Source organism: Burkholderia puraquae (genome assembly GCF_002099195.1).
Lineage (GTDB): Bacteria > Pseudomonadota > Gammaproteobacteria > Burkholderiales > Burkholderiaceae > Burkholderia > Burkholderia puraquae.
The window spans coordinates 26,569-44,881 of the sequence record NZ_NBYX01000007.1; the positions used below are offsets into that span (position 1 = coordinate 26,569).

General features: G+C 69.5%; 12 protein-coding genes. 6 read left to right on the forward strand and 6 right to left on the reverse strand.

Translation table 11 applies throughout. The features are described from left to right. Window positions 1–26 precede the first annotated feature (26 nt). From glgB to B7G54_RS15610, 4 genes are all read right to left on the reverse strand, one after another. Window positions 27–2,234, reverse strand: a complete 2,208-nt coding sequence (gene glgB, locus B7G54_RS15595; RefSeq protein ID WP_085039862.1) for a 1,4-alpha-glucan branching protein GlgB — start codon at window positions 2,232–2,234, stop codon at window positions 27–29. Beyond that, the gene (gene treS / locus B7G54_RS15600) at window positions 2,231–5,644 is read right to left on the reverse strand and encodes a maltose alpha-D-glucosyltransferase (RefSeq protein ID WP_085040077.1); all 3,414 of its coding nucleotides are present in this window, start codon (window positions 5,642–5,644) and stop codon (window positions 2,231–2,233) included. Before treS ends, glgB begins: the two co-directional genes overlap by 4 nt. Then, window positions 5,644–9,036, reverse strand: coding sequence for a maltotransferase domain-containing protein (locus B7G54_RS15605; RefSeq protein ID WP_085039863.1), 3,393 nt, complete (start codon window positions 9,034–9,036; stop codon window positions 5,644–5,646). The genes treS and B7G54_RS15605 overlap by 1 nt, the downstream gene beginning before the upstream one ends. 144 nt (window positions 9,037–9,180) lie before the next feature. Beyond that, window positions 9,181–9,465 (reverse strand): hypothetical protein, encoded by a 285-nt coding sequence (locus B7G54_RS15610; RefSeq protein ID WP_085040078.1) that lies wholly within the window; start codon window positions 9,463–9,465, stop codon window positions 9,181–9,183. Window positions 9,466–9,799: 334 nt separating this feature from the next. Between B7G54_RS15610 and B7G54_RS15615 the strand changes: the two genes are divergently transcribed. Further along, entirely contained in the window at window positions 9,800–10,042 is a 243-nt protein-coding gene (locus B7G54_RS15615) for a DUF6566 family protein (RefSeq protein WP_085039864.1), read from the forward strand. A gap of 109 nt (window positions 10,043–10,151) precedes the next feature. On the opposite strand, the gene B7G54_RS15620 is transcribed toward B7G54_RS15615, so the two are convergent. Further along, a complete protein-coding gene (locus B7G54_RS15620; RefSeq protein WP_059524459.1) occupies window positions 10,152–10,826 on the reverse strand; it encodes an HAD family hydrolase in 675 nt (224 codons plus the stop codon). A 205-nt stretch (window positions 10,827–11,031) separates the two neighbouring features. Between B7G54_RS15620 and B7G54_RS15625 the strand changes: the two genes are divergently transcribed. Next, window positions 11,032–12,216: a sugar transporter gene (locus B7G54_RS15625; protein WP_085039865.1), complete on the forward strand. Its 1,185-nt coding sequence runs from the start codon at window positions 11,032–11,034 to the stop codon at window positions 12,214–12,216. Window positions 12,217–12,276: 60 nt separating this feature from the next. On the opposite strand, the gene B7G54_RS15630 is transcribed toward B7G54_RS15625, so the two are convergent. Continuing rightward, complete coding sequence (locus tag B7G54_RS15630) at window positions 12,277–13,053, reverse strand: SDR family NAD(P)-dependent oxidoreductase (protein WP_085039866.1); 777 nt, start codon at window positions 13,051–13,053, stop codon at window positions 12,277–12,279. A gap of 182 nt (window positions 13,054–13,235) precedes the next feature. Here B7G54_RS15630 and B7G54_RS15635 point away from each other — a divergent pair, with 182 nt between their 5' ends. From B7G54_RS15635 to B7G54_RS15650, 4 genes are all read left to right on the forward strand, one after another. Beyond that, window positions 13,236–14,156: a LysR family transcriptional regulator gene (locus B7G54_RS15635; protein WP_085039867.1), complete on the forward strand. Its 921-nt coding sequence runs from the start codon at window positions 13,236–13,238 to the stop codon at window positions 14,154–14,156. A 117-nt stretch (window positions 14,157–14,273) separates the two neighbouring features. Continuing rightward, the gene (locus tag B7G54_RS15640; protein ID WP_085039868.1) at window positions 14,274–14,987 is read left to right on the forward strand and encodes a helix-turn-helix transcriptional regulator; all 714 of its coding nucleotides are present in this window, start codon (window positions 14,274–14,276) and stop codon (window positions 14,985–14,987) included. Between the two features lie 102 nt (window positions 14,988–15,089). Then, entirely contained in the window at window positions 15,090–16,586 is a 1,497-nt protein-coding gene (gene iaaH / locus B7G54_RS15645; RefSeq protein WP_085039869.1) for an indoleacetamide hydrolase, read from the forward strand. A gap of 565 nt (window positions 16,587–17,151) precedes the next feature. Next, on the forward strand, window positions 17,152–18,288 hold the full coding sequence (locus B7G54_RS15650; protein ID WP_085039870.1) for a muconate/chloromuconate family cycloisomerase: 1,137 nt from the start codon (window positions 17,152–17,154) through the stop codon (window positions 18,286–18,288). Window positions 18,289–18,313: the final 25 nt, after the last annotated feature.

Consider the following 18,313-nt stretch of genomic DNA (forward strand, 5'->3'; position numbering starts at 1 on the left):
GATCTCCGAGTCCAGGGCGTGGGAAATCAGGCGGGGCGCAGCCACAGCGTCGCGAGCGGCGGCAGGCGCAGCAGCGCCGACCAGGCCTCGCCGTGCGCGGGCACGGCCTCGGCCCACACGGCGCCGTCGTTGCCGGCGTTGGTGCCGCCGTACGGCGCAGCATCGGTGTTCATCAGCTCGCGCCACTGCCCGGGTGCGGGCAGGCCGACGCGGTAGCGTGTGCGCGGCACCGGCGTGAAGTTGCAGACAGCGACCACAAGATGCCCGGCCTCGTCGCGGCGCGCGAACGCGAACACACTGTTGTCGCGGTCGTCGCCGATCAGCCACGCGAAGCCCGCCGCGTGGCAGTCGAGCGCATGCAGCGCCGGTTCGGCCGCATAGGTGCGGTTCAGGTCGCGCACGAGCCGCTGCACGCCGCGATGCGCGGGCGCATCGAGCAGGTCCCAGTGCGGCGTCGCGTCGTGCGCGAACTCGGCCCATTGCGCGAATTCGCTGCCCATGAACAGCAGCTTCTTGCCGGGGTGCGCCCACATGAAGCCGAAGTACGCGCGCAGCGTCGCGAGCCGCTGCCACGCGTCGCCCGGCATCTTCGTGACGAGCGAACCCTTGCCGTGTACGACCTCGTCGTGCGACAGCGGCAGCACGAAGCGCTCGGAGAACGCATACACGAGCCCGAACGTCATCCGGTCGTGGTGATAGCGGCGGTGCACGGGGTCTTCGCGCAGATACGCGAGCGTGTCGTGCATCCACCCCATGTTCCACTTGAAGTCGAAGCCGAGCCCGCCGTCGCCGGTCGGCGCGGTGACGCCCGGCCATGCGGTCGATTCCTCCGCGACGGTGACGACGCCGGGCGGCGCGGCCGCACCGTGCAGCGTGTCGTTCATCATGCGCAGGAATGCGACCGATTCGAGGTTCTCGCGGCCGCCGTGCACGTTCGGCACCCATTCGCCTTCGTTGCGCGAATAGTCGCGGTACAGCATCGACGCGACTGCGTCGACGCGGATGCCGTCGACGTGATACCGGCGCGCCCACGCGAGCGCCGACGCGGCGAGGAACGCGCCGACCTCCGTGCGCCCGACGTTGAACACGCAGGTGTGCCAGTCCGGATGCAGCCCTTCGCGCGGGTCGGCATGCTCGTACAGTGCCGTGCCGTCGAACTGTGCGAGGCCATGCGGATCGTCGGGGAAATGCGCGGGCACCCAGTCGACGAGCACGCCGATGCCCGCCGCATGCGCGCGGTCGACGAAACGCGCGAAGCCGTCGACCGGCCCGAAGCGCGCGGACGGCGCGAACTGGGCGAGCGGCTGGTAGCCCCACGAGCCGCCGAACGGGTACTCGGCGATCGGCATGAACTCGACGTGCGTGAAGCCCATCCCCTGCACGTACGGAATCAGCCGGTCGGCGAGTTCGTCCCAGGTCGCGCTGCGGTTCATCTCCTCGGGCACGCGTTGCCACGATTCCGGATGCACCTCGTAGATCGACCACGGCACGCGGTAGCGGTCGACGCGCGGCCGCGCGTGCATCCAGCCGTCGTCGTGCCACGCGAACGCGTCGAGCGCCCCGACGTCGGCGACGACCGACGCCGTGCGCGGCGGCGCTTCGGTCGCGCGGGCACAGGGATCGGCCTTGTGCGGCAGCACGCGCCCGTCGGCCGCGCGCAGCTCGTACTTGTAGCGTTCGCCCGCGCCGATGCCCGGCACGAACAGCTCCCACACGCCCGATGGCTGCCGCAGCCGCATCGGATGGCGGCGGCCGTCCCATCCGTTGAAATCGCCGACCACCGACACGCGCTGCGCGTTCGGCGCCCAGACTGCGAAGCGCACGCCGTCGGTGTCGTCGATGCGCGCGGGTGTCGCGCCGAGGCAGTCGAGCACCGCGGCCGGGTCGCCGGCCGAGAAGCGCGCGAGCGCAGCGTCGTCGAGCAGCGTGCCGAACGCATACGCGTCGTCGATCACCTGCCGCGCGTCCGGCCAGTCGATCGCGAGCTGGTAGTGGAGCGCGCCGCCGTTGCGCGCGATCGTGCCCGCGAAGCAGCCGGCGCGATCGACGCACGCGAGCGTGCCGAGTTCGGCGCCTTCCGGCGACAGCGCGTGCACGCTTTTCGCGCCGGGCAGCAGCGCGCGCACGACGATCCGGCCGGCCTCGCCGTGCGGGCCGAGGCACGCGAACGGATCGGGATGACGGCCGGCGAGCAGCGCGTCGATATCGGATTGTTCGAACAGCGTCTCGGTCATGATGTGCCTCCGCCGTCGGATGTGCCGCCGACACCGAGCAGCCGTTCGACCAGCGCCGCGAGCCCGCCGACCGGCACGCCCAGCCAGTCGGGCCGGTTCGCGGCTTCGTAGCACAGCTCGTACGACGCCTTGTCGATCAGGAACAGCGCGAGCAGGCGATCGGCGTAACGCGGGTCGACGAAACGCGCGGGGGCCCGTTCGGCGGCCGCGCGATAGCAGTCGACGAAGCGGTCGGCGGCGGCCTGCCCGAAGCGGTCGAATAGCGCGCGCTTGCGGCCGGCCGCCTGCGGCGGCGCCTTCTCGATCGCGAATTGCGCGATCGCGCTCACGTACGACAACGAACGCAGCAGGCCGGCCACGTCGCGCAGCGGATGCGATTTCGCGCGGCGACGCTCGAGCGGGCGCGCCGGCTCGCCCTCGAAGTCGATCAGCAGCGCGTCGCCCTGCACGTCGAGCACCTGGCCCAGATGGAAATCGCCGTGAATCCGCATGCATTGCGCATCGAGCGTGCGCGGCACGAGCTCGCCGAGCGCACGCACGGCCGCGTCGCGCGAGGCGAGCAGCGTGTCGGCCGCTTCGCGCATCGCGGGATCGAGCGCATCGAGCCGCGTATGCAGCACGTCGAGCGCGCGCTCGAACGATGCGAGCGCGTCCGCGCACCAGCCGTCGACATGGCCGGGCGTCACGTGCTCCGGCGCGAACGCGGGATCGTCGGACGGCTGCGCGAGCGCGACGTGCAACTGGCCGAGCCGCGTGCCGATGATCCCCGCGAACGCCGCATAGCCGAGCAGCGCCTCGGGTTCTTCGTCCGCTTCGTCGGTCTCGTCGTCGTCCGCGGCCGGCAGTGCGAGCTCGTCCACCGCGCGCCGCAGGAAGTCGAACGAGCGCGTCCACGCGTCGCCCTGGTTGTCGACATAGCGCTGCAGGATCGCGACCGTGTGCGGCGTGCCGTCCGGATCGACGTGCACGACTTCGCCGGCGAGCGTCGCGGTGTTCGGGTAGCCGATCCGCGTCAGGTGCCGGCTCATTTCCGCTTCCGGATGCACGCCGTGCGCGACCTTGCGCACCAGCTTCAGCACGATCGCATCGCCGATCACGAGCGAGCTGTTGCTTTGCTCGGCCGCGAGCCAGCGCACTTCGGCGTCGTCGCCGGGATCGAGTGCGGCGAGCGCGTCTTCCGGCAGGAACGCGAGCCGGCCGCCGTCGGAGGTCGACACCGTCGCGCCGTCGCGCAGCTTGCGCAGCATCCCGCGGGCGAACGCCGGCAGCGCGAACGCGTCGGTCAGGTAGCCGACCGTATGGCCGCGCCGCACGCGCGCCAGCGCGAGCTGCGCGAACAGCGGCTGCGAGGTTTCGCCGCCCCACGCGGCTGCGAGCGGCACGACGTAGCGCTCGACGTCGCCCTGCGCACCGGATTCGACCCAGGCCTCCGCATACTGGAACGGCTCGCCGGGCACCGGCGTGACGACGTTCAGCCTGGCCTCGCCGATCGTGCGGTCCTTCGATGCGAACCAGCGCCGCCGTGCGAGCCACGACGGCAGCGCATCGTGCGCGAGCGTGTGCAACTGCTCGAGGTCCGGCCGCGTATCGCCGCGCCGCATCACGAGCGTCACGTATTCGGGCAGCGGCTCCGCATGCGGCTGCCGCCACGACGGCTCGCGGCCGTGCTCGGCCAGTACGAACCACAGGAATCCGTAGGGCGGGAAGGTGAGGAGATACGGGAGCTGGCCGATCGGCGGGAATGGTGAATCCGACGTCATCTCGATCGGCACGCGGCCTGCGAATCCGGACAGGTCGAGCTCCACGGCCTGCGACGCGCGCGACAGGTTCGCGACGCACAGCACCGGATCGTGGCCGTCCAGCTCGCGCAGGTACGCAAGCACCTTGCGGTTCTCCGGACGCAGGAAGCGGATCGTGCCGCGCCCGAATGCCTGCGATGCGCGGCGTGTCGACAGGATGCGGCGCGTCCAGTTCAGCAGCGAATGCGGGTCGCGCGTCTGCGCCTCGACGTTGACCGCGTCATAGCCGTACAGCGAACCCATCACCGGCGGCAGCACGAGCAGTTCGGGGTCGGCGCGCGAGAAGCCGCCGTTGCGGTCCGACGACCACTGCATCGGCGTGCGCACGCCGTCGCGGTCGCCGAGGTGGATGTTGTCGCCCATCCCGAGTTCGTCGCCGTAGTAGATCACCGGCGTGCCGGGCATCGACAGCAACAGCGAGTTGATCAGCTCGATGCGGCGCCGGTCGCGCTCCATCAGCGGCGCGAGCCGGCGCCGGATGCCGAGGTTCAGCCGCGCGCGCCGGTCGCTCGCGTAGGTCTGCCACAGCAGGTCGCGCTCGGAGTCGGTGACCATCTCGAGCGTCAGCTCGTCGTGGTTGCGCAGGAACACGGCCCACTGGTTGCTCGGCGCGAGCGCCGGCGTCTGCCGCATGATGTCGACGATCGGAAAACGGTCTTCGCTCGCGATCGACATGTAGATGCGCGGCATCAGCGGGAAGTGGAACGCCATGTGGCATTCGTTCTCGTCGCCGAAGTATTCCTGCACGTCTTCCGGCCACTGGTTCGCTTCCGCGAGCAGCATCCGGTTCGGATACTCGGCGTCGATCGTCGCGCGGATTTGCTTCAGGATCGCGTGCGTCTCGGGCAGGTTCTCGTTGTTCGTGCCTTCGCGCTCGACGAGATACGGCACCGCGTCGAGCCGCAGCCCGTCGATGCCGAGGTCGAGCCAGAAGCGCATCACCTGCATCACCTCGCGCACGACGGCCGGGTTGTCGAAGTTCAGGTCGGGCTGGTGCGAATAGAAGCGGTGCCAGTAGTACTGGCCGGCGACCGGGTCGTGCGTCCAGTTCGACGTCTCCGTATCGAGGAAGATGATCCGTGTGCCCGCGTATTTCGTGTCGGTGTCGGACCACACGTAGTAGTCGCGGTGAATCGAGCCCGGTTTCGCGCGGCGCGCGCGCTGGAACCACGGATGCTGGTCGGACGTGTGGTTGATCACGAGCTCGGTGATCACGCGAATGCCGCGCGCATGGGCTTCGCGGATGAAGCGCCGCACGTCGGCGAGCGTACCGTAGTCGGGATGCACGTCGCGGTAGTCGGCGATGTCGTAGCCGTCGTCGCGGCGCGGCGACGGGTAGAACGGCAGCAGCCAGATCGTGTCGACGCCGAGTTCGGCGATGTAGTCGAGCTTCGCGATCAGGCCGGGGAAATCGCCGATGCCGTCGTTGTTCGAGTCGTAGAACGACTTCACGTGCACCTGGTAGATGATCGCGTCCTTGTACCACAGCGGATCGTCCGCGCAGAGCGCCGGCGCGCGGCGGCGTGCGCGGCGCCGGCGCGGCGTGCCGGCCGGCGCGAGCGACGGGAACTGCGCGCGGCGTACGTCGTCGAGGGAATCTTCGCGTTTCATCATCCGTGCCCTCCCGAAGGTGGCCGGGCGTCGCCCGGTTCGCGCGCCGCCACCCGCGCGGCGCCTGGAGACGGCGTGAGCCGCCAGATCGCATACGGCCGCACGTGCGGATCGAGCGACACGTACTGGCGATGCCCGCGCCAGGTTTCCGCATGCGTGGCGTCCTGTTCGAGCGCGTCGAGCGGTTCGCCGTCGACGAGCCCGAAGCCGCGCCACAGCGACGCATCGAGCGTGAAGTTCGCGACCTGCGGATGCCACGGGTCGGTGCTGATCGCGACGACGACCACGCTGTCGAACGCCGGCGTCGCCTTCACGAACACGAGCACCGTGTCGTTGTCCGTATCGGCGAACGTGATGCCGAGATGCGTCTGCAGCGCCGGGTGGGCGCGCCGCGCGCGGTTCAGCCGCGCGACCTCGGCGCCGATATGCGCGGCCTTGCTCCAGTCCCGCGCGCGCAGTTCGTACTTCTCCGCGTTCGCGTACTCCTCGCTGTCGGGCAGCGGGGCCGATTCGCCGAGCTCGAAGCCCGAGTACATGCCCCATGACCCGGCCAGCGTCGCTGCGAGCGCCGCGCGGATCACGAACTGCGTGCGCGGCGCGTTCTGCAGGTGGCGCGGGTTGATGTCGGGCGTGTTGACGAAGAAGTTCGGCCGGAAGAACTCGCGTGCGGGGCCGGTCGTCAGCTCGGTCAGGTAGTCGATGAATTCGCGCGTCGACTCGCGCCACGTGAAGTACGTGTACGACTGCGAGAAACCGACCTTCGCGAGCCGGAACATCATGCCCGGCCGCGTGAACGCTTCGGACAGGAACACGACGTCCGGATGCCGGCCGCGCACGTCGTCGATCATCCACGCCCAGAACGGCAGCGGCTTCGTGTGCGGATTGTCGACGCGGAAGATCCGCACGCCCGCATCGACCCAGAACAGCACCGCGTCGCGCAGCGCGAGCCACAGGCCGGGCTGTGCGTCCGGCGCGTAGAAATCGGGGTTCACGATGTCCTGGTAACGCTTCGGCGGATTCTCCGCGAAGCGCAGCGAGCCGTCGGGCCGCCACGCGAACCAGCCCGGATGCGCGGCGAGCCACGGATGGTCGGGCGAGCACTGGATCGCGAAATCGAGCGCGATCTCGAGCCCGTGACTGCGCGCGGCATCGACCAGCGCGCGGAACGATTCGAGCGTGCCGAGCTGGGCATGCACGGCCGTGTGGCCGCCGTCCGGCGCGCCGATTGCGTAAGGGCTGCCGACGTCGTCCGGGCCGGCCTTCAGGCTGTTGTTGCGCCCCTTGCGCGCGGTCGTGCCGATTGGGTGGATCGGCGGGAAATACAGCACGTCGAAACCCATGTCGCGGATGCGCGGCAGGTGCGCGATCACGTCGTCGAACGTGCCGTGCCGGTGCGGATCGTCGCTCGCCGAGCGCGGAAACATCTCGTACCAGCTCGAGAAGCGCGCCGCGCGGCGCTCGACGTCCACCGGATAGGTCGTTTCGTCGTGCGTGACGAACGGCCGGTAGCGCAGCGCCGCGAACGCATCGGCCAGCGGCGCCGCGCCGAGCTGCGCGAGCCGCGCGTCGGCCGGCGCGTCCTTGAATTCGGCGACGAGCCGTTCCATCTGCGCGAGCGCGCGCGCATCGAGCGGGTCGGCTAGCTTGAGCGCGGTCGCGAGCAGCAGCTGCGCTTCGCGCAGTTCGAGCGTCACGTCCTGGCCGGCCGCGTGTTTCTTCGCGACATCGTCGACGAGCGACGCCCAGTCGTCGCGCCAGGCGATCACGCGAAATTCATGGCGGCCGAGCCGGTCGAGCGCGACGCGCGCGTGCCAGCCGTCGTTCGGTTCGGCTTCGAACGGGATTTCGCGCCAGTCGTCGTCGCCGGCGGCGCGCCACTGCAGCGCGGCCGCGAGATGGGCATGCCCGTCGGTGAAGATCGACGCATGGACGACGAGCGTCTCGCCGATCACACGCTTGACCGCGAAGCGGCCGCCATCGACCGACGGCTCGACGCGCTCGATCGCGATCCGGTCGCCCGCGAGCGCTGCGGCGAGCGCCCCGCGTTCGCACGCGGCGTCGCGGCGTGTCGTGACGGGTGGCGCCTGCCACGCATGCAGCAGCGCGTAGGCGCCGGGTTCGAGCGTGAACGGTTCGAGTGCGGACGGCGGGTGGGTTTGCGTGCCGTCGTGCGTGACGACGCGCGTGAATCCGCCCGGCACGCCGGGCAGGATCGTCGCGGGCTCGATCGTCACCGCCGTGTCGAGACCGGGATTCAACGCGATCAGCAGCGCCGCTTCGTCGTGTTCGAGCGACGGCCCCGTGCCGCGCAGCAGCGCGGTCGCCGGTGCGCCAGGCGCGCTCAACTGCGCGATTTCGCCGCGCGCGGCCGCGATGGGCGTGGCGCGGCGCCATGCATTCGCATCGGCGATCGCGCCCGACAGGTCGAAGCGCGCGCGTTCGAACGCGGCGCGGTAGCGCGCCGCATCGGCGTCGCGTGCCATCAGCGGCACCGTGACGCCGCGCTCGAAGCCCATCGGCACGAGCCAGCCGGTGCCGACGGCCGCGGCCGTCCACAGTGCGCGGCGATACGCGCGGGCGACGGTGTCATCCGGCGCATCGGGCCAGTCGCCGGCGAGGCGCGTGCCGTCGAACGCGTCGGGAAATGCGATCGGCGAACCGATGCGCCGCAGCAGCCGGTGCTCGTCGACGAACCACGGTGCGCGCAGATCCCACCAGCGTACCGATGAAAACACCGCGTCGAACCCGGCGCCTTCGAGCTGCGCGAGCGCGTCGCGCGCATGGCCGGGAACCCCGGCGAGCACGGCGACGTCGGGGCGCGCACGGCGCAGCGCCGCGCGCCAGCCGGGCCACCAGTCGGCCGGCAGATGATGCGGCGCGTCGATCAGGAAGCCGGCCGCGCCTGCATCGGCGAACGCGGCGAGGTGCTTGCACCACCACGCGGACAGCGCGTCGCGCGCCGCGTCGTCGCCGAGGTTCGCGTGGGCGACATCGCGCGCGTGCGCGGTGCCGCGCGGATCGATCAGCGCGTCGTCGTGCGTGTGCTCGACGTACCAGTCCGGATGCTCGGCGCGCAGCGGATTCTCGCGCGCGACGCGATCCGGCACGACTTCGAGCAGCAGGCGCAGCCCGTGGCCGAGTGCGAGCTGCGCGAGCCGCGAGAAGGTTTCGAGCGCGCTTGCGCGCGTCGCGAACGATTGGGCCGGACGCCGGAAATCGGCCACGTGGCGCGGAAAGCCGGCGGCGCTCGCGGCCCAGAAGGCGCCGACGAGCACGTGATCGAAGCCCATGCCGGCGACATGCGCGAACGTCTGTGGCCATGCGTCGAGCGGCCCGACGAGGCGGGCGTCGCAGAACTGGATATGCGGAGCGAAGGTCGGCGTGGAGTCCATGGCGCGGGGGCGTGCGGGCGGCGGTCGGTGACGCCGGTTCGCCGCAACGCACGTGCCTGCCGGGTCGTTTCCCGTGCGGCGGGGCCTGCGCGGGATGACGGCGGCCGGGGGCTGTCGTTTTTTACACGATCCAGGATCGCGCGGTCATCGCGGGCCGATGTCCTGGTTGTCGTCGATGCGCCGCAACAGCGAATCGCAGCGTTCGCGCAGCGCGTGCAGTTCCGGCGAATCGGCGTCGAGCCGCCCGCGTTTGCCGCTGTCGGGATCGCGGTTCGCGACCGCGATATCGTAGATCCCTTGCGCGATCGTCGCGGACGCGTCCGCGATCCTGACCCGCGCAAGCCATCCGCATTCGGCGTGATGGCACGCTAGCCACACGCGCTGCGCGTCGACGAGCTGACCGGTCGTGAGCCATGCGCCGAAGCGCATGCGCGCGACCAGCTGGCGCGTCACGAGATGGGAGAGCAGATTGGCCGTTGGATTCACACGAAGCTCCTTGGCGAAGGGTCGGGACCACCGATTCGCGTGCCGGTTCGCGAGTGAGGAACCGGAAGGGCGCCGGGGCGCGGATCGTCGTCCGGTTGCAGGGCGATGAACCGCTGGACGGGCACGCGCAGCGGTTCGACCTGCTATCGGCGCGCAAGCCGCGTGCCGGCCGGTTGCCGCCGGGCACGGCGCGTGCTCGTCGCGCCGACGGGGCGCGCGGCGATCAGGCGGCGCGCATTTTTTGCATCCTCATCGCAGATAGGCACTGGAGGCCAGCGTGCAAAATCAACAGGACGCACAGGTTCGCGACCCGTATCGCGGGCACGAGATACGGGTGTGGGCACGCCGCAGCGACAGCGGCGCGTGGCGCGACGAGGTGCAGGTGTATGTCAGCGGCGAGCGCATCGAGCTGGCCGTGCCGGCAGCCGACGGCCCCGATTGGCTCACCGAGAACGAGGCGCTCCTCGCGGGCATCGAGCGCGGCCGCTATCTGATCGACAAGCGCATCGACGACGATTGAGCCGCTCGCCGGCCGCGTATCGTTATGGCAGGGGCGTGGCCGGTGGTCGTTCGCAGCCTGGCGAAACCGACGGCGATCCACTGAAGGCGCCGTCGGCAAAGCAGGCGTTTCAAGGCCGCGCGGCAATCTCGTCGAGATGCCACAGCAGATCGGCCGGATCGTCGTACACGCGCAGCGCGCCCGCGCGTTCGAGTTCGTCGCTGCCGTATCCGCCCGACAGCAGCCCGACGCCGAGCGAACGGCAGCGGCTGGCCGCGAGCATGTCCCAGATGCTGTCGCCGACCACGACCGTGTGTTCGATCGGCACGTTCAGTTGTGCGGCGGCCGTCAGGAACAGGTCGGGGTCCGGCTTCGCGTACTTGACCTGGTCGCGCGTGACGACGACGTGCTTCGCCGGATCGACGCCGAGCGCCTCGAGATTGATGGCGGCCGTTTCCATCCGCCCGCTGGTCGCGATTGCCCAGCGAATGCCCGCCGCCGACAGCGCGGCCAGCAGTTCGCGCGCGCCCGGCAGCGGCCGGACCTGCGCGCGCAGCCGCTGGTATGCGGCCGCATGCAGCCGGGCGAGCCGCTCGACGCGCTCGGCGTCGAGGTCGCCCGATGTCTCGCGCAGCAGCTGATTCAGGAACAGGCCGCCGCTCATGCCGATCTTGCGGTGAATGCGCCACACCGACAGTTCGATGCCTTCGGCATCGAGCGCTTCCTTCCACGCGAGCACGTGCTGGTACACGCTGTCGACGAGCGTGCCGTCGAGATCGAACAGAAAAGACGTTTCAATACGCATGTGAATCTCCTGGCTCGATAGGGTTCGAGCGAACGGGTCGAGAGAAGCCGGTCGGCACATTATCGGCGCACGGCCGTGTCATGACCATGTCCCGCGGCCATCTCGCGCCGCGCCGTGTCAAGCGCCGCTGGTACAATCGCGGCGATCGCCGGGCCGGGTTCTCCGCGCCGCGCGCCCCCAAACCCTCGTCTCGTCGATTCCAGGCATGGCCACACCGGACGCCGTCAGTTCCAAGCACTCGTGGTGGGGCGTACTGGCCCTGGCACTCACCGCCTTCATCTTCAACACCACCGAATTCGTGCCCGTCGCGCTGCTCAGCGCGATCGGCGACAGCCTGCACATGCAGCCGACCGACGTCGGCCTGATGCTGACGATCTACGCATGGGCGGTGGCCGCCGTGTCGCTGCCGCTGACGCTGGCCACGCGCCATGTCGAGCGTCGCAAGCTGCTGGTGTGGGCGTTGCTGGTGTTCATCGGCAGTCACGTGGTGACCGGCGTCGCGTGGAATTTCGCGGTGCTGATGGTCGGCCGGCTGGGCATTGCGTGCGCGCATGCGGTGTTCTGGTCGATTTCCGTGCCGCTGGCCGTGCGGCTCGCGCCGAGCGACCGGAAAAGCCGCGCGCTCAGCCTGCTGGCGATGGGCACGGCGATCGCGATGGTGGCCGGCATTCCGCTCGGGCGCGTGGTCGGCGAGACGTTCGGCTGGCGGGTCACGTTCCTGATCATCGCCGGTGCGGCGGGCGTCGCGTTGCTGCTGCTGCGCGCGACGTTGCCGGTCCTGCCGAGCCAGGGCGCCGGGTCGCTCAGCAGCATCGGCGTGTTCCTGCGCAAGCCCGCGCTGGTGGCGCTGTACGCGATCACCGTGCTCGTCGTGTCCGCGCACTTCACGTCGTACACGTACATCGAGCCGTTCGTCCAGAGCGTCAATCACGCGAGCAGCAGCCGGATCACGTATGTGCTGATCCTGTTCGGCATCGCCGGCATGCCGGCCGCGATCTGCTTCAACCGCATCTATCCGCACCGGCCGGACGACTTCCTGCTCGGGTCGATCGTCGCGCTGGCAGGATGCCTGCTGATCCTGTTCCCGTGCGCGCTGAACATCGTCACGCTGTCCGTGCATACGCTGGTCTGGGGCGGGGCGATCGTCTGTTTCGGGCTGGCCATGCAGGCATGGGTGCTGAAGCTGGCGCCGGAGGCGACCGACCTGGCGGTGTCGATCTTCTCCGGGCTGTACAACGTCGGCATCGGCGCCGGTGCGCTGATCGGCAACCATATCGCCAGCGATTTCGGGCTGCCGTGGATCGGCACGTTCGGCGGCGTGGTCGGCGCGGTTGCGGTCGGGATCGCGTGGCTCGCGTTGCGGCTGCATGCGAGGCAGGCGGTGGCCTAGCCGGCGCCGGGTTGCGGCGTGCGGTGCAGGCGGCCACGGCCCGGCCTCGCGGTTCGCATGTCATGCCACCGAGTAACCGCCGTCGGCCACGAGCGCATGCCCCGATACATAGCTGGAATCGTCCGACGCGAGGAACGCGACGATCGTCGCCATTTCCTCGGCCGAGCCCCAGCGTCCAGCCGGCGTCGATGCGGCAAACGCCTGTTGCGCATCGTCCGACGGCCAGATGCCGCGGTGATGGAACGGCGTTTCGATCAGCCCGGGGCACAGTGCGTTGACGCGCACGCCGCGCTTGAACCATTCGATCGAAGCGGTCTTCGTCATCCCGATCACCGCGTGCTTGCTCGCGATGTAGACCGACGCATTTTCAAAGCCGATGAGCCCGCCCATCGACGCGTTGTTGATGATGCTGCCCGAGCCCTGCCGCAGCATGATTTCAGCGGCGTACTTCATCGAATTGAACACGCCGCGCACATTCGGTTCGAACACCCTGTCGAACCGCTCGGCATCCTGCTCGAGCAGCGGCGCGAACACGCCTTCCGTGCCGGCATTGTTGAACGCGATGTCGAGGCGTCCGTAGGTCGCTGCCGTGAAATCGAAGAGCTTGCGCAGATCGTCTTCGTTCGCGACGTCGGCCACGAAAGCCTTTGCTTCGCCGCCGGCGGTCACGATTTCGTCGACCAACTGATCGAGTTCGGTCTTGCGCCGGGCGGAAACGACGACCTTCGCGCCGCGACGCGCGAGTTCGATCGCGGATGCGCGGCCAATGCCGGAACTGGCGCCCGTCACCAGTGCGACGCGGCCGTCGAGTTGGGCCGGTTTCGTGCTTGCGTTCATGATGAAATTCTCCTGAGTGATGGATGAAAGCGGCGCATGTGGCTGAGTCGAATCGGTTGCGATGCACGCTTGATGTGCATTGTGGTCGCTCGCCCGTCGTAAAAAAATGGAACAATGGCGCATTCAGAATTCCCATCCCGGGAATTAAGATCGTTATCTCAAGCGCGTCGGAAGGGGGCGCCATGCTCAACCGGCTCGACATCCTGAAGATCTTTTCCGCGGCCGCCGCGGCGCCCACGTTCCGCGAGGCGGCCGCGCGTCTGGGCGTGTCGCCGCAGGTCGTGACGCGCGCGGTGCGCGAACTGGAGGAGATGCTGGGCGAAACGCTGTTCCACCGCACGACCCGGAGTATCCGGATCACCGCGTTCGGGCAGGCGTTCGCGCGTGACGCGCAGACGGCGCTGGCTGCGGTCGACGGGCTGTTCGGGCCCGCGACCGGCCAGGCCGACGAGCCGGTGGGCGTCGTCAGGATCACGGCGCCGTCGGGCATGGGCCGTCATTACGTCCAGCCGATCCTGAGCGACCTGATGCAGCGGTATCCGGGGCTCGTGCCCGACCTGAGGCTGTCGGACGTGCCTTCGCCGGTGGTCGACGAACAGATCGACATTGGCGTGCGCGTCGGGGCGATCGGCGACAACCGCTTCGTCGCGCGCATGGTCGGGCCGTTGCCGATGTGGATCGTCGGCGCGCCGTCGCTGGTCAAGCGGCTGGGTGAGCCCAGGAATCGCAAGGAACTCGAAGCGATGCCGGTGACCTGCCTGATCGATCGCGCGAGCGGGCGGGCGTGGCCGTGGATGTTTCGGGGGGAACACCAGTTCGTCCCGTCGTCGCCGGCGTATCTGACCGACGATACCGAGGTGGAGATCGAGGCCGTATGTGCGGGGGTGGGGCTGGGCCAGTGCTCGGAGTATCTCGTCCGGCCGTACCTCGACAAGGGGCGCCTCGTGCGGCTGCTGCCCGGCCTCGACCCCGAGCCGTGGAAGCTGCACGTCTATCGGCCGCGGCGCGGCCCGATGCCCCGGCGCATCAGGGTCGTGTACGACGCGCTGGTGGCGAAGCTGGGGGTGGCGACCTGGCGAGGGGAGTCGCGGCGGCCCGAGTGACGGCGCCGCTATCGCGCAGGCGCTCGACAGGCCGGTGCGCGCCGTTTATCGTGCATGCGGCGCTGTCCGTTGTCCGCTGCCGCGCGTCGAGCGGCTTTTGCCGAGGGTCCGTCCGTCATGAACCTGTCCGTGTCCGATATCACGCCGGAGGAACTCCGGCTGTTCGGCGACATCGTCGCCCGCCTGGAAGCACTGGGGCCGGTCGTCGACGTGAGGACGGTCGTGTTGCCGGCAATCACGCAGCTGCTTCGCGCGGATTTCGCCGCATCGTTCGATTGCGACGAACAAACCGGCCTGTGGCGCAACGGGTTCGCGTACAACGTCGATCCATTGCAGATCGCACGTTACGAAGCGTGGTTCCAGCATATCGATCCGGTCACGGCGCAACTGCGCGCGCGCCGCGTGGCGACCTGCGTCGACGAGGTGGTAAGCCGGCCCGCGCTGGAGCGGACCGAGTTCTACAACGATTTCCTGCGCCGCGACGGCATGCACCACGGCATCAACGTCTACGCGTTCGACGGCGCGACCCACGTCGGCGACCTGCGCATCTGGCGGGCGCAAGGGCGGCCCGATTTCACCGAGCGCGACAAGCTGCTGCTGAACGGCATCGAGCCGTTTTTCCGGCGTGCGCTGCTGCGGCGGCGCCATGCGTGCGCGGGGCTGACCGCGCGCGAGAGCGACGTCGCGCGGCTCGTCGCCGCCGGTTACACCGACAAGGACGTCGCGCGCACGCTCGGCATCGGGCTGTCGACGGTCCGCACGCATCTGCGGCGCGTGATGGCGAAGAAGGGCGTCGCCAACCGCGCGAGCCTGGCGGCCGCGCTGGCGTGACCGGCTGCGCGGCCGTCGGCCGGGGTCATCCATTGTGATGATGGGCGTCAAAATCGGCGTGCCCTACCTTGTGACGATCCCCCGTGACGAGGAACGACGACGATGCCCACCCTGGGACCCCTGACGCTCACCGAAGCCCGGAACGCGATCCTGCGCCGGGAATTTTCCTGTGTCGAATATGCGTACGCGTTGATCGAGCGGCACGCACGCTGGCGCTACCTGAACGGCTTTGCCTGCGTCGACGATGCGCGGCTGCTTGCCGAAGCGGCCCGCTGCGACCGCGGCCTCGCGACGTCGGCCACCCCGCATGCGCTGCTGGGCCTGCCGATCGCGATCAAGGACAACATCGACACCGCCTGCATGCCGACCGGCAACGGCACGCTGGCGCTGCACAACCGCGTGCCGCCGCAGCATGCGCCGGTCGTGGCGCGGCTGCTGGCGCACGGGGCGCTGATCGCGGGCAAGGCGAACCTGCACGAGCTGGCATTCGGCGTATCGGGCAACAACCGCGTGACGGGTGCGGTACGCAACCCCTATGACTTCAACCGGATTCCGGGCGGCAGCAGCAGCGGCTCGGGCGCGCTGGTCGGCGCGGGCGTGGTGCCCGCCGCGCTCGGGACGGACACCGGCGGCTCGGTCCGGATTCCGGCGGCGCTGTGCGGCGCCGTCGGCCTGCGGCCGACCGTGGGGCGCTACCCGTCGGGCGGCGTGGCACCCATTTCGCGCACGCGCGACACCGTCGGCCCGATCGCGCGGTCGGTCGAGGACATCGCGCTGCTCGACGCGATTCTGTCCGGCACCGGCACCGGCACCGGCACCGGCACCAGCGCGCCGGCGTCGATGCCGACGCGTCGCGCGACGCGCCCGGTGCGCCTGGCGGTCCCGCGCACGACGTTCTGGCGCGGCCTCGCGCCGGATGTCGACGCGGTCGCGAATGCCGCAGTGGCGAAGCTGGCGCAGGCGGGATTCGAGTGCGTCGATATCGACCTGAATGACTATCCGGGGTTCTTCGACGACGAGCCGGCCGTCATCGCGATGTTCGAATTCCGTTCGTCGATGCACGCGTATCTGGTCGAGAACGGCTACGACCTGTCGGTCGACGACATCGTCGCGAACGTGGGGAGCCCGGACGTCGCGAAGATCGCCCGCCATATCACCGGCCCCGGCGGCATCGGTGAAGCGGCGTACCGCACCGCGCTCGACCGGCGTACGCGGTCGCGTGCCGCGTACCGGCAATGCCTCGCCGACAGCGGTGCCGATGCGCTGGTCTTTCCGACCACGATCGCCGCCGCATGCCCGATCCCGTCGGGCGACACGATGATGCTCAACGGCGAGACCGTTTCGGTGTTCTCGACCTACATCCGGAATACCGAGCCGGGCAGCAATGCCGGCGTACCGGGCATGACCGTCCCGGCCGGCCTGACGGCGGCCGGGCTGCCGGTCGGCCTCGCGCTGGATGGCGCGGCCGGCACCGATCGCGAACTCATCGCGGTCGCGCTGGAGGTCGAACGGGTGCTCGGCCGGCTGCCGGCGCCGGATGACGGATATGGGGTGGAAGGCAGGCTGGGCGGTGACCCGGCCTTCGAGGGCGCATCGTGACGCCGTGACGCCGCACCGGGGACGGTGCGGCGGCTGAATCGCCGGAACCGGCGGCGCTCGCGCCGAAACCGGCCGGCATGCATGGCCAGCGGATGGCCCTGACACCGAACCCTTGGCGTGCGCGACCCGGTGCGCACGCCTCGCTGCCGGGAATCCTGTCGGGGCCGCATGAGCTTGCACCGACAGCCGGTCTGATGAAGCGGCTTCGAAGCCGGCCGCCGGCCGCGCATGTCGCGAAACTTGCCCACGAACCCTCTGGGCGAGGCATCAGGAAAACCCTGACAGCGGCCCGCCGAGGCCGCTTTTTTACGTCGCTGCGCGTATGGCGACCGGTGCCGTTGCCGTCTGCGGCGGCCCGCATCGCGGGTGGCCGCTCGCCTAGATCCAGTATGGTTTAGAGACCGTATTACCTGTCATCGGAGGTATGGTTGGTCGCGAAATATCGCCGATATCTTCGAGTTTCAATACCTGACAGGTATTGAAATGGTCGCCTAAAAGTATTGGACGCTCGATCCGGCCGAGACGTATAAATCGCCTCAAGAACTTCACCCCCACCGCGTGCCCCATGTCCTCCGTCACCCTCGAACGCATCGAAACCCGCCTCGTCGACCTGCCGACGATCCGCCCGCACAAGCTGTCGGTCGCCACGATGCACGGCCAGACGCTGATGCTCGTGAAGGTGTTCTGCAGCGACGGCGTGACGGGCGTCGGCGAAGGCACGACGATCGCCGGCATGGCGTACGGCCCGGAAAGCCCCGAAGCGATGAAGCTCGCGATCGATACGTATCTCGCACCGGCGATCGTCGGCAAGGACGCGACGCGCATCCAGGCTCTGATGGCGTTCCTCGGCAAGCTCGCGAAGGTCAACCACTTCGCGAAGAGCGCACTCGAAACCGCGCTGCTCGACGCGCATGGCAAGCGGCTCGGCGTGCCGGTGAGCGAACTGCTCGGCGGCCGCCGCCGCGATCGCCTGCCGGTCGCGTGGACGCTGGCGTCCGGCGACACGGCCACCGACATCGCCGAAGCCGAGCGGATGCTCGACCTGCGCCGCCACAACGTGTTCAAGCTGAAGATCGGCGCGAAGGCACCCGAAGTCGATATCCGCCACGTGGCCGAGATCAAGAAGGCCGTCGGCGAGCGCGCATCGGTGCGTGTCGACGTGAACATGGCGTGGAGCGAAACGCAGGCCGCGCGCGCGATTCCGGCGCTGGCCGATGCCGGCTGCGAACTGGTCGAGCAGCCGGTGGCCTCGGCCGCGGCGCTGGCGCGCCTGATGCGCCGCTTTCCGGTCGCGCTGATGGCCGATGAAATTCTGCAGGGCCCCGACAGCGCATTCGACATCGCGAAGCATCACGGCGCGGACGTGTTCGCGATCAAGATCGAACAGAGCGGCGGCCTGTTTGCCGCGCAGCGCGTCGCCGCGATCGCGGACGCCGCCGGCATCGAGCTGTACGGCGGCACGATGCTCGAAGGCGCGTTCAGCACGGTGGCCTCCGCGCACCTGTTCGCAAGTTTCGCGAACCTGCAGTGGGGCACCGAACTGTTCGGGCCGCTGCTGATCACCGAAGAGATCCTGACGCAGCCGCTCGACTACAGCGACTTCGAACTGACCGTGCCGGACGGCCCCGGCCTCGGCATCGAACTCGACGAGGACAAGGTCAGGCGTTTCACCCGCGACGGGCTGACGAAAGCCGCGCGATAACCCTAGCCAGGCAAAGGCCGTCATT

What these genes read in the sequence shown, in the direction of transcription:
- treS (WP_085040077.1), bottom strand. Translation starts at nt 5,644, where the DNA reads ATGAAACGCGAAGATTCCCTCGACGACGTACGCCGCGCGCAGTTCCCG.
- glgB (WP_085039862.1), bottom strand. Translation starts at nt 2,234, where the DNA reads ATGACCGAGACGCTGTTCGAACAATCCGATATCGACGCGCTGCTCGCC.
- B7G54_RS15620 (WP_059524459.1), bottom strand. Translation starts at nt 10,826, where the DNA reads ATGCGTATTGAAACGTCTTTTCTGTTCGATCTCGACGGCACGCTCGTC.
- B7G54_RS15625 (WP_085039865.1), top strand. Translation starts at nt 11,032, where the DNA reads ATGGCCACACCGGACGCCGTCAGTTCCAAGCACTCGTGGTGGGGCGTA.
- iaaH (WP_085039869.1), top strand. Translation starts at nt 15,090, where the DNA reads ATGCCCACCCTGGGACCCCTGACGCTCACCGAAGCCCGGAACGCGATC.
- B7G54_RS15630 (WP_085039866.1), bottom strand. Translation starts at nt 13,053, where the DNA reads ATGAACGCAAGCACGAAACCGGCCCAACTCGACGGCCGCGTCGCACTG.
- B7G54_RS15650 (WP_085039870.1), top strand. Translation starts at nt 17,152, where the DNA reads ATGTCCTCCGTCACCCTCGAACGCATCGAAACCCGCCTCGTCGACCTG.
- B7G54_RS15640 (WP_085039868.1), top strand. Translation starts at nt 14,274, where the DNA reads ATGAACCTGTCCGTGTCCGATATCACGCCGGAGGAACTCCGGCTGTTC.
- B7G54_RS15635 (WP_085039867.1), top strand. Translation starts at nt 13,236, where the DNA reads ATGCTCAACCGGCTCGACATCCTGAAGATCTTTTCCGCGGCCGCCGCG.
- B7G54_RS15605 (WP_085039863.1), bottom strand. Translation starts at nt 9,036, where the DNA reads ATGGACTCCACGCCGACCTTCGCTCCGCATATCCAGTTCTGCGACGCC.
- B7G54_RS15610 (WP_085040078.1), bottom strand. Translation starts at nt 9,465, where the DNA reads ATGCGCTTCGGCGCATGGCTCACGACCGGTCAGCTCGTCGACGCGCAG.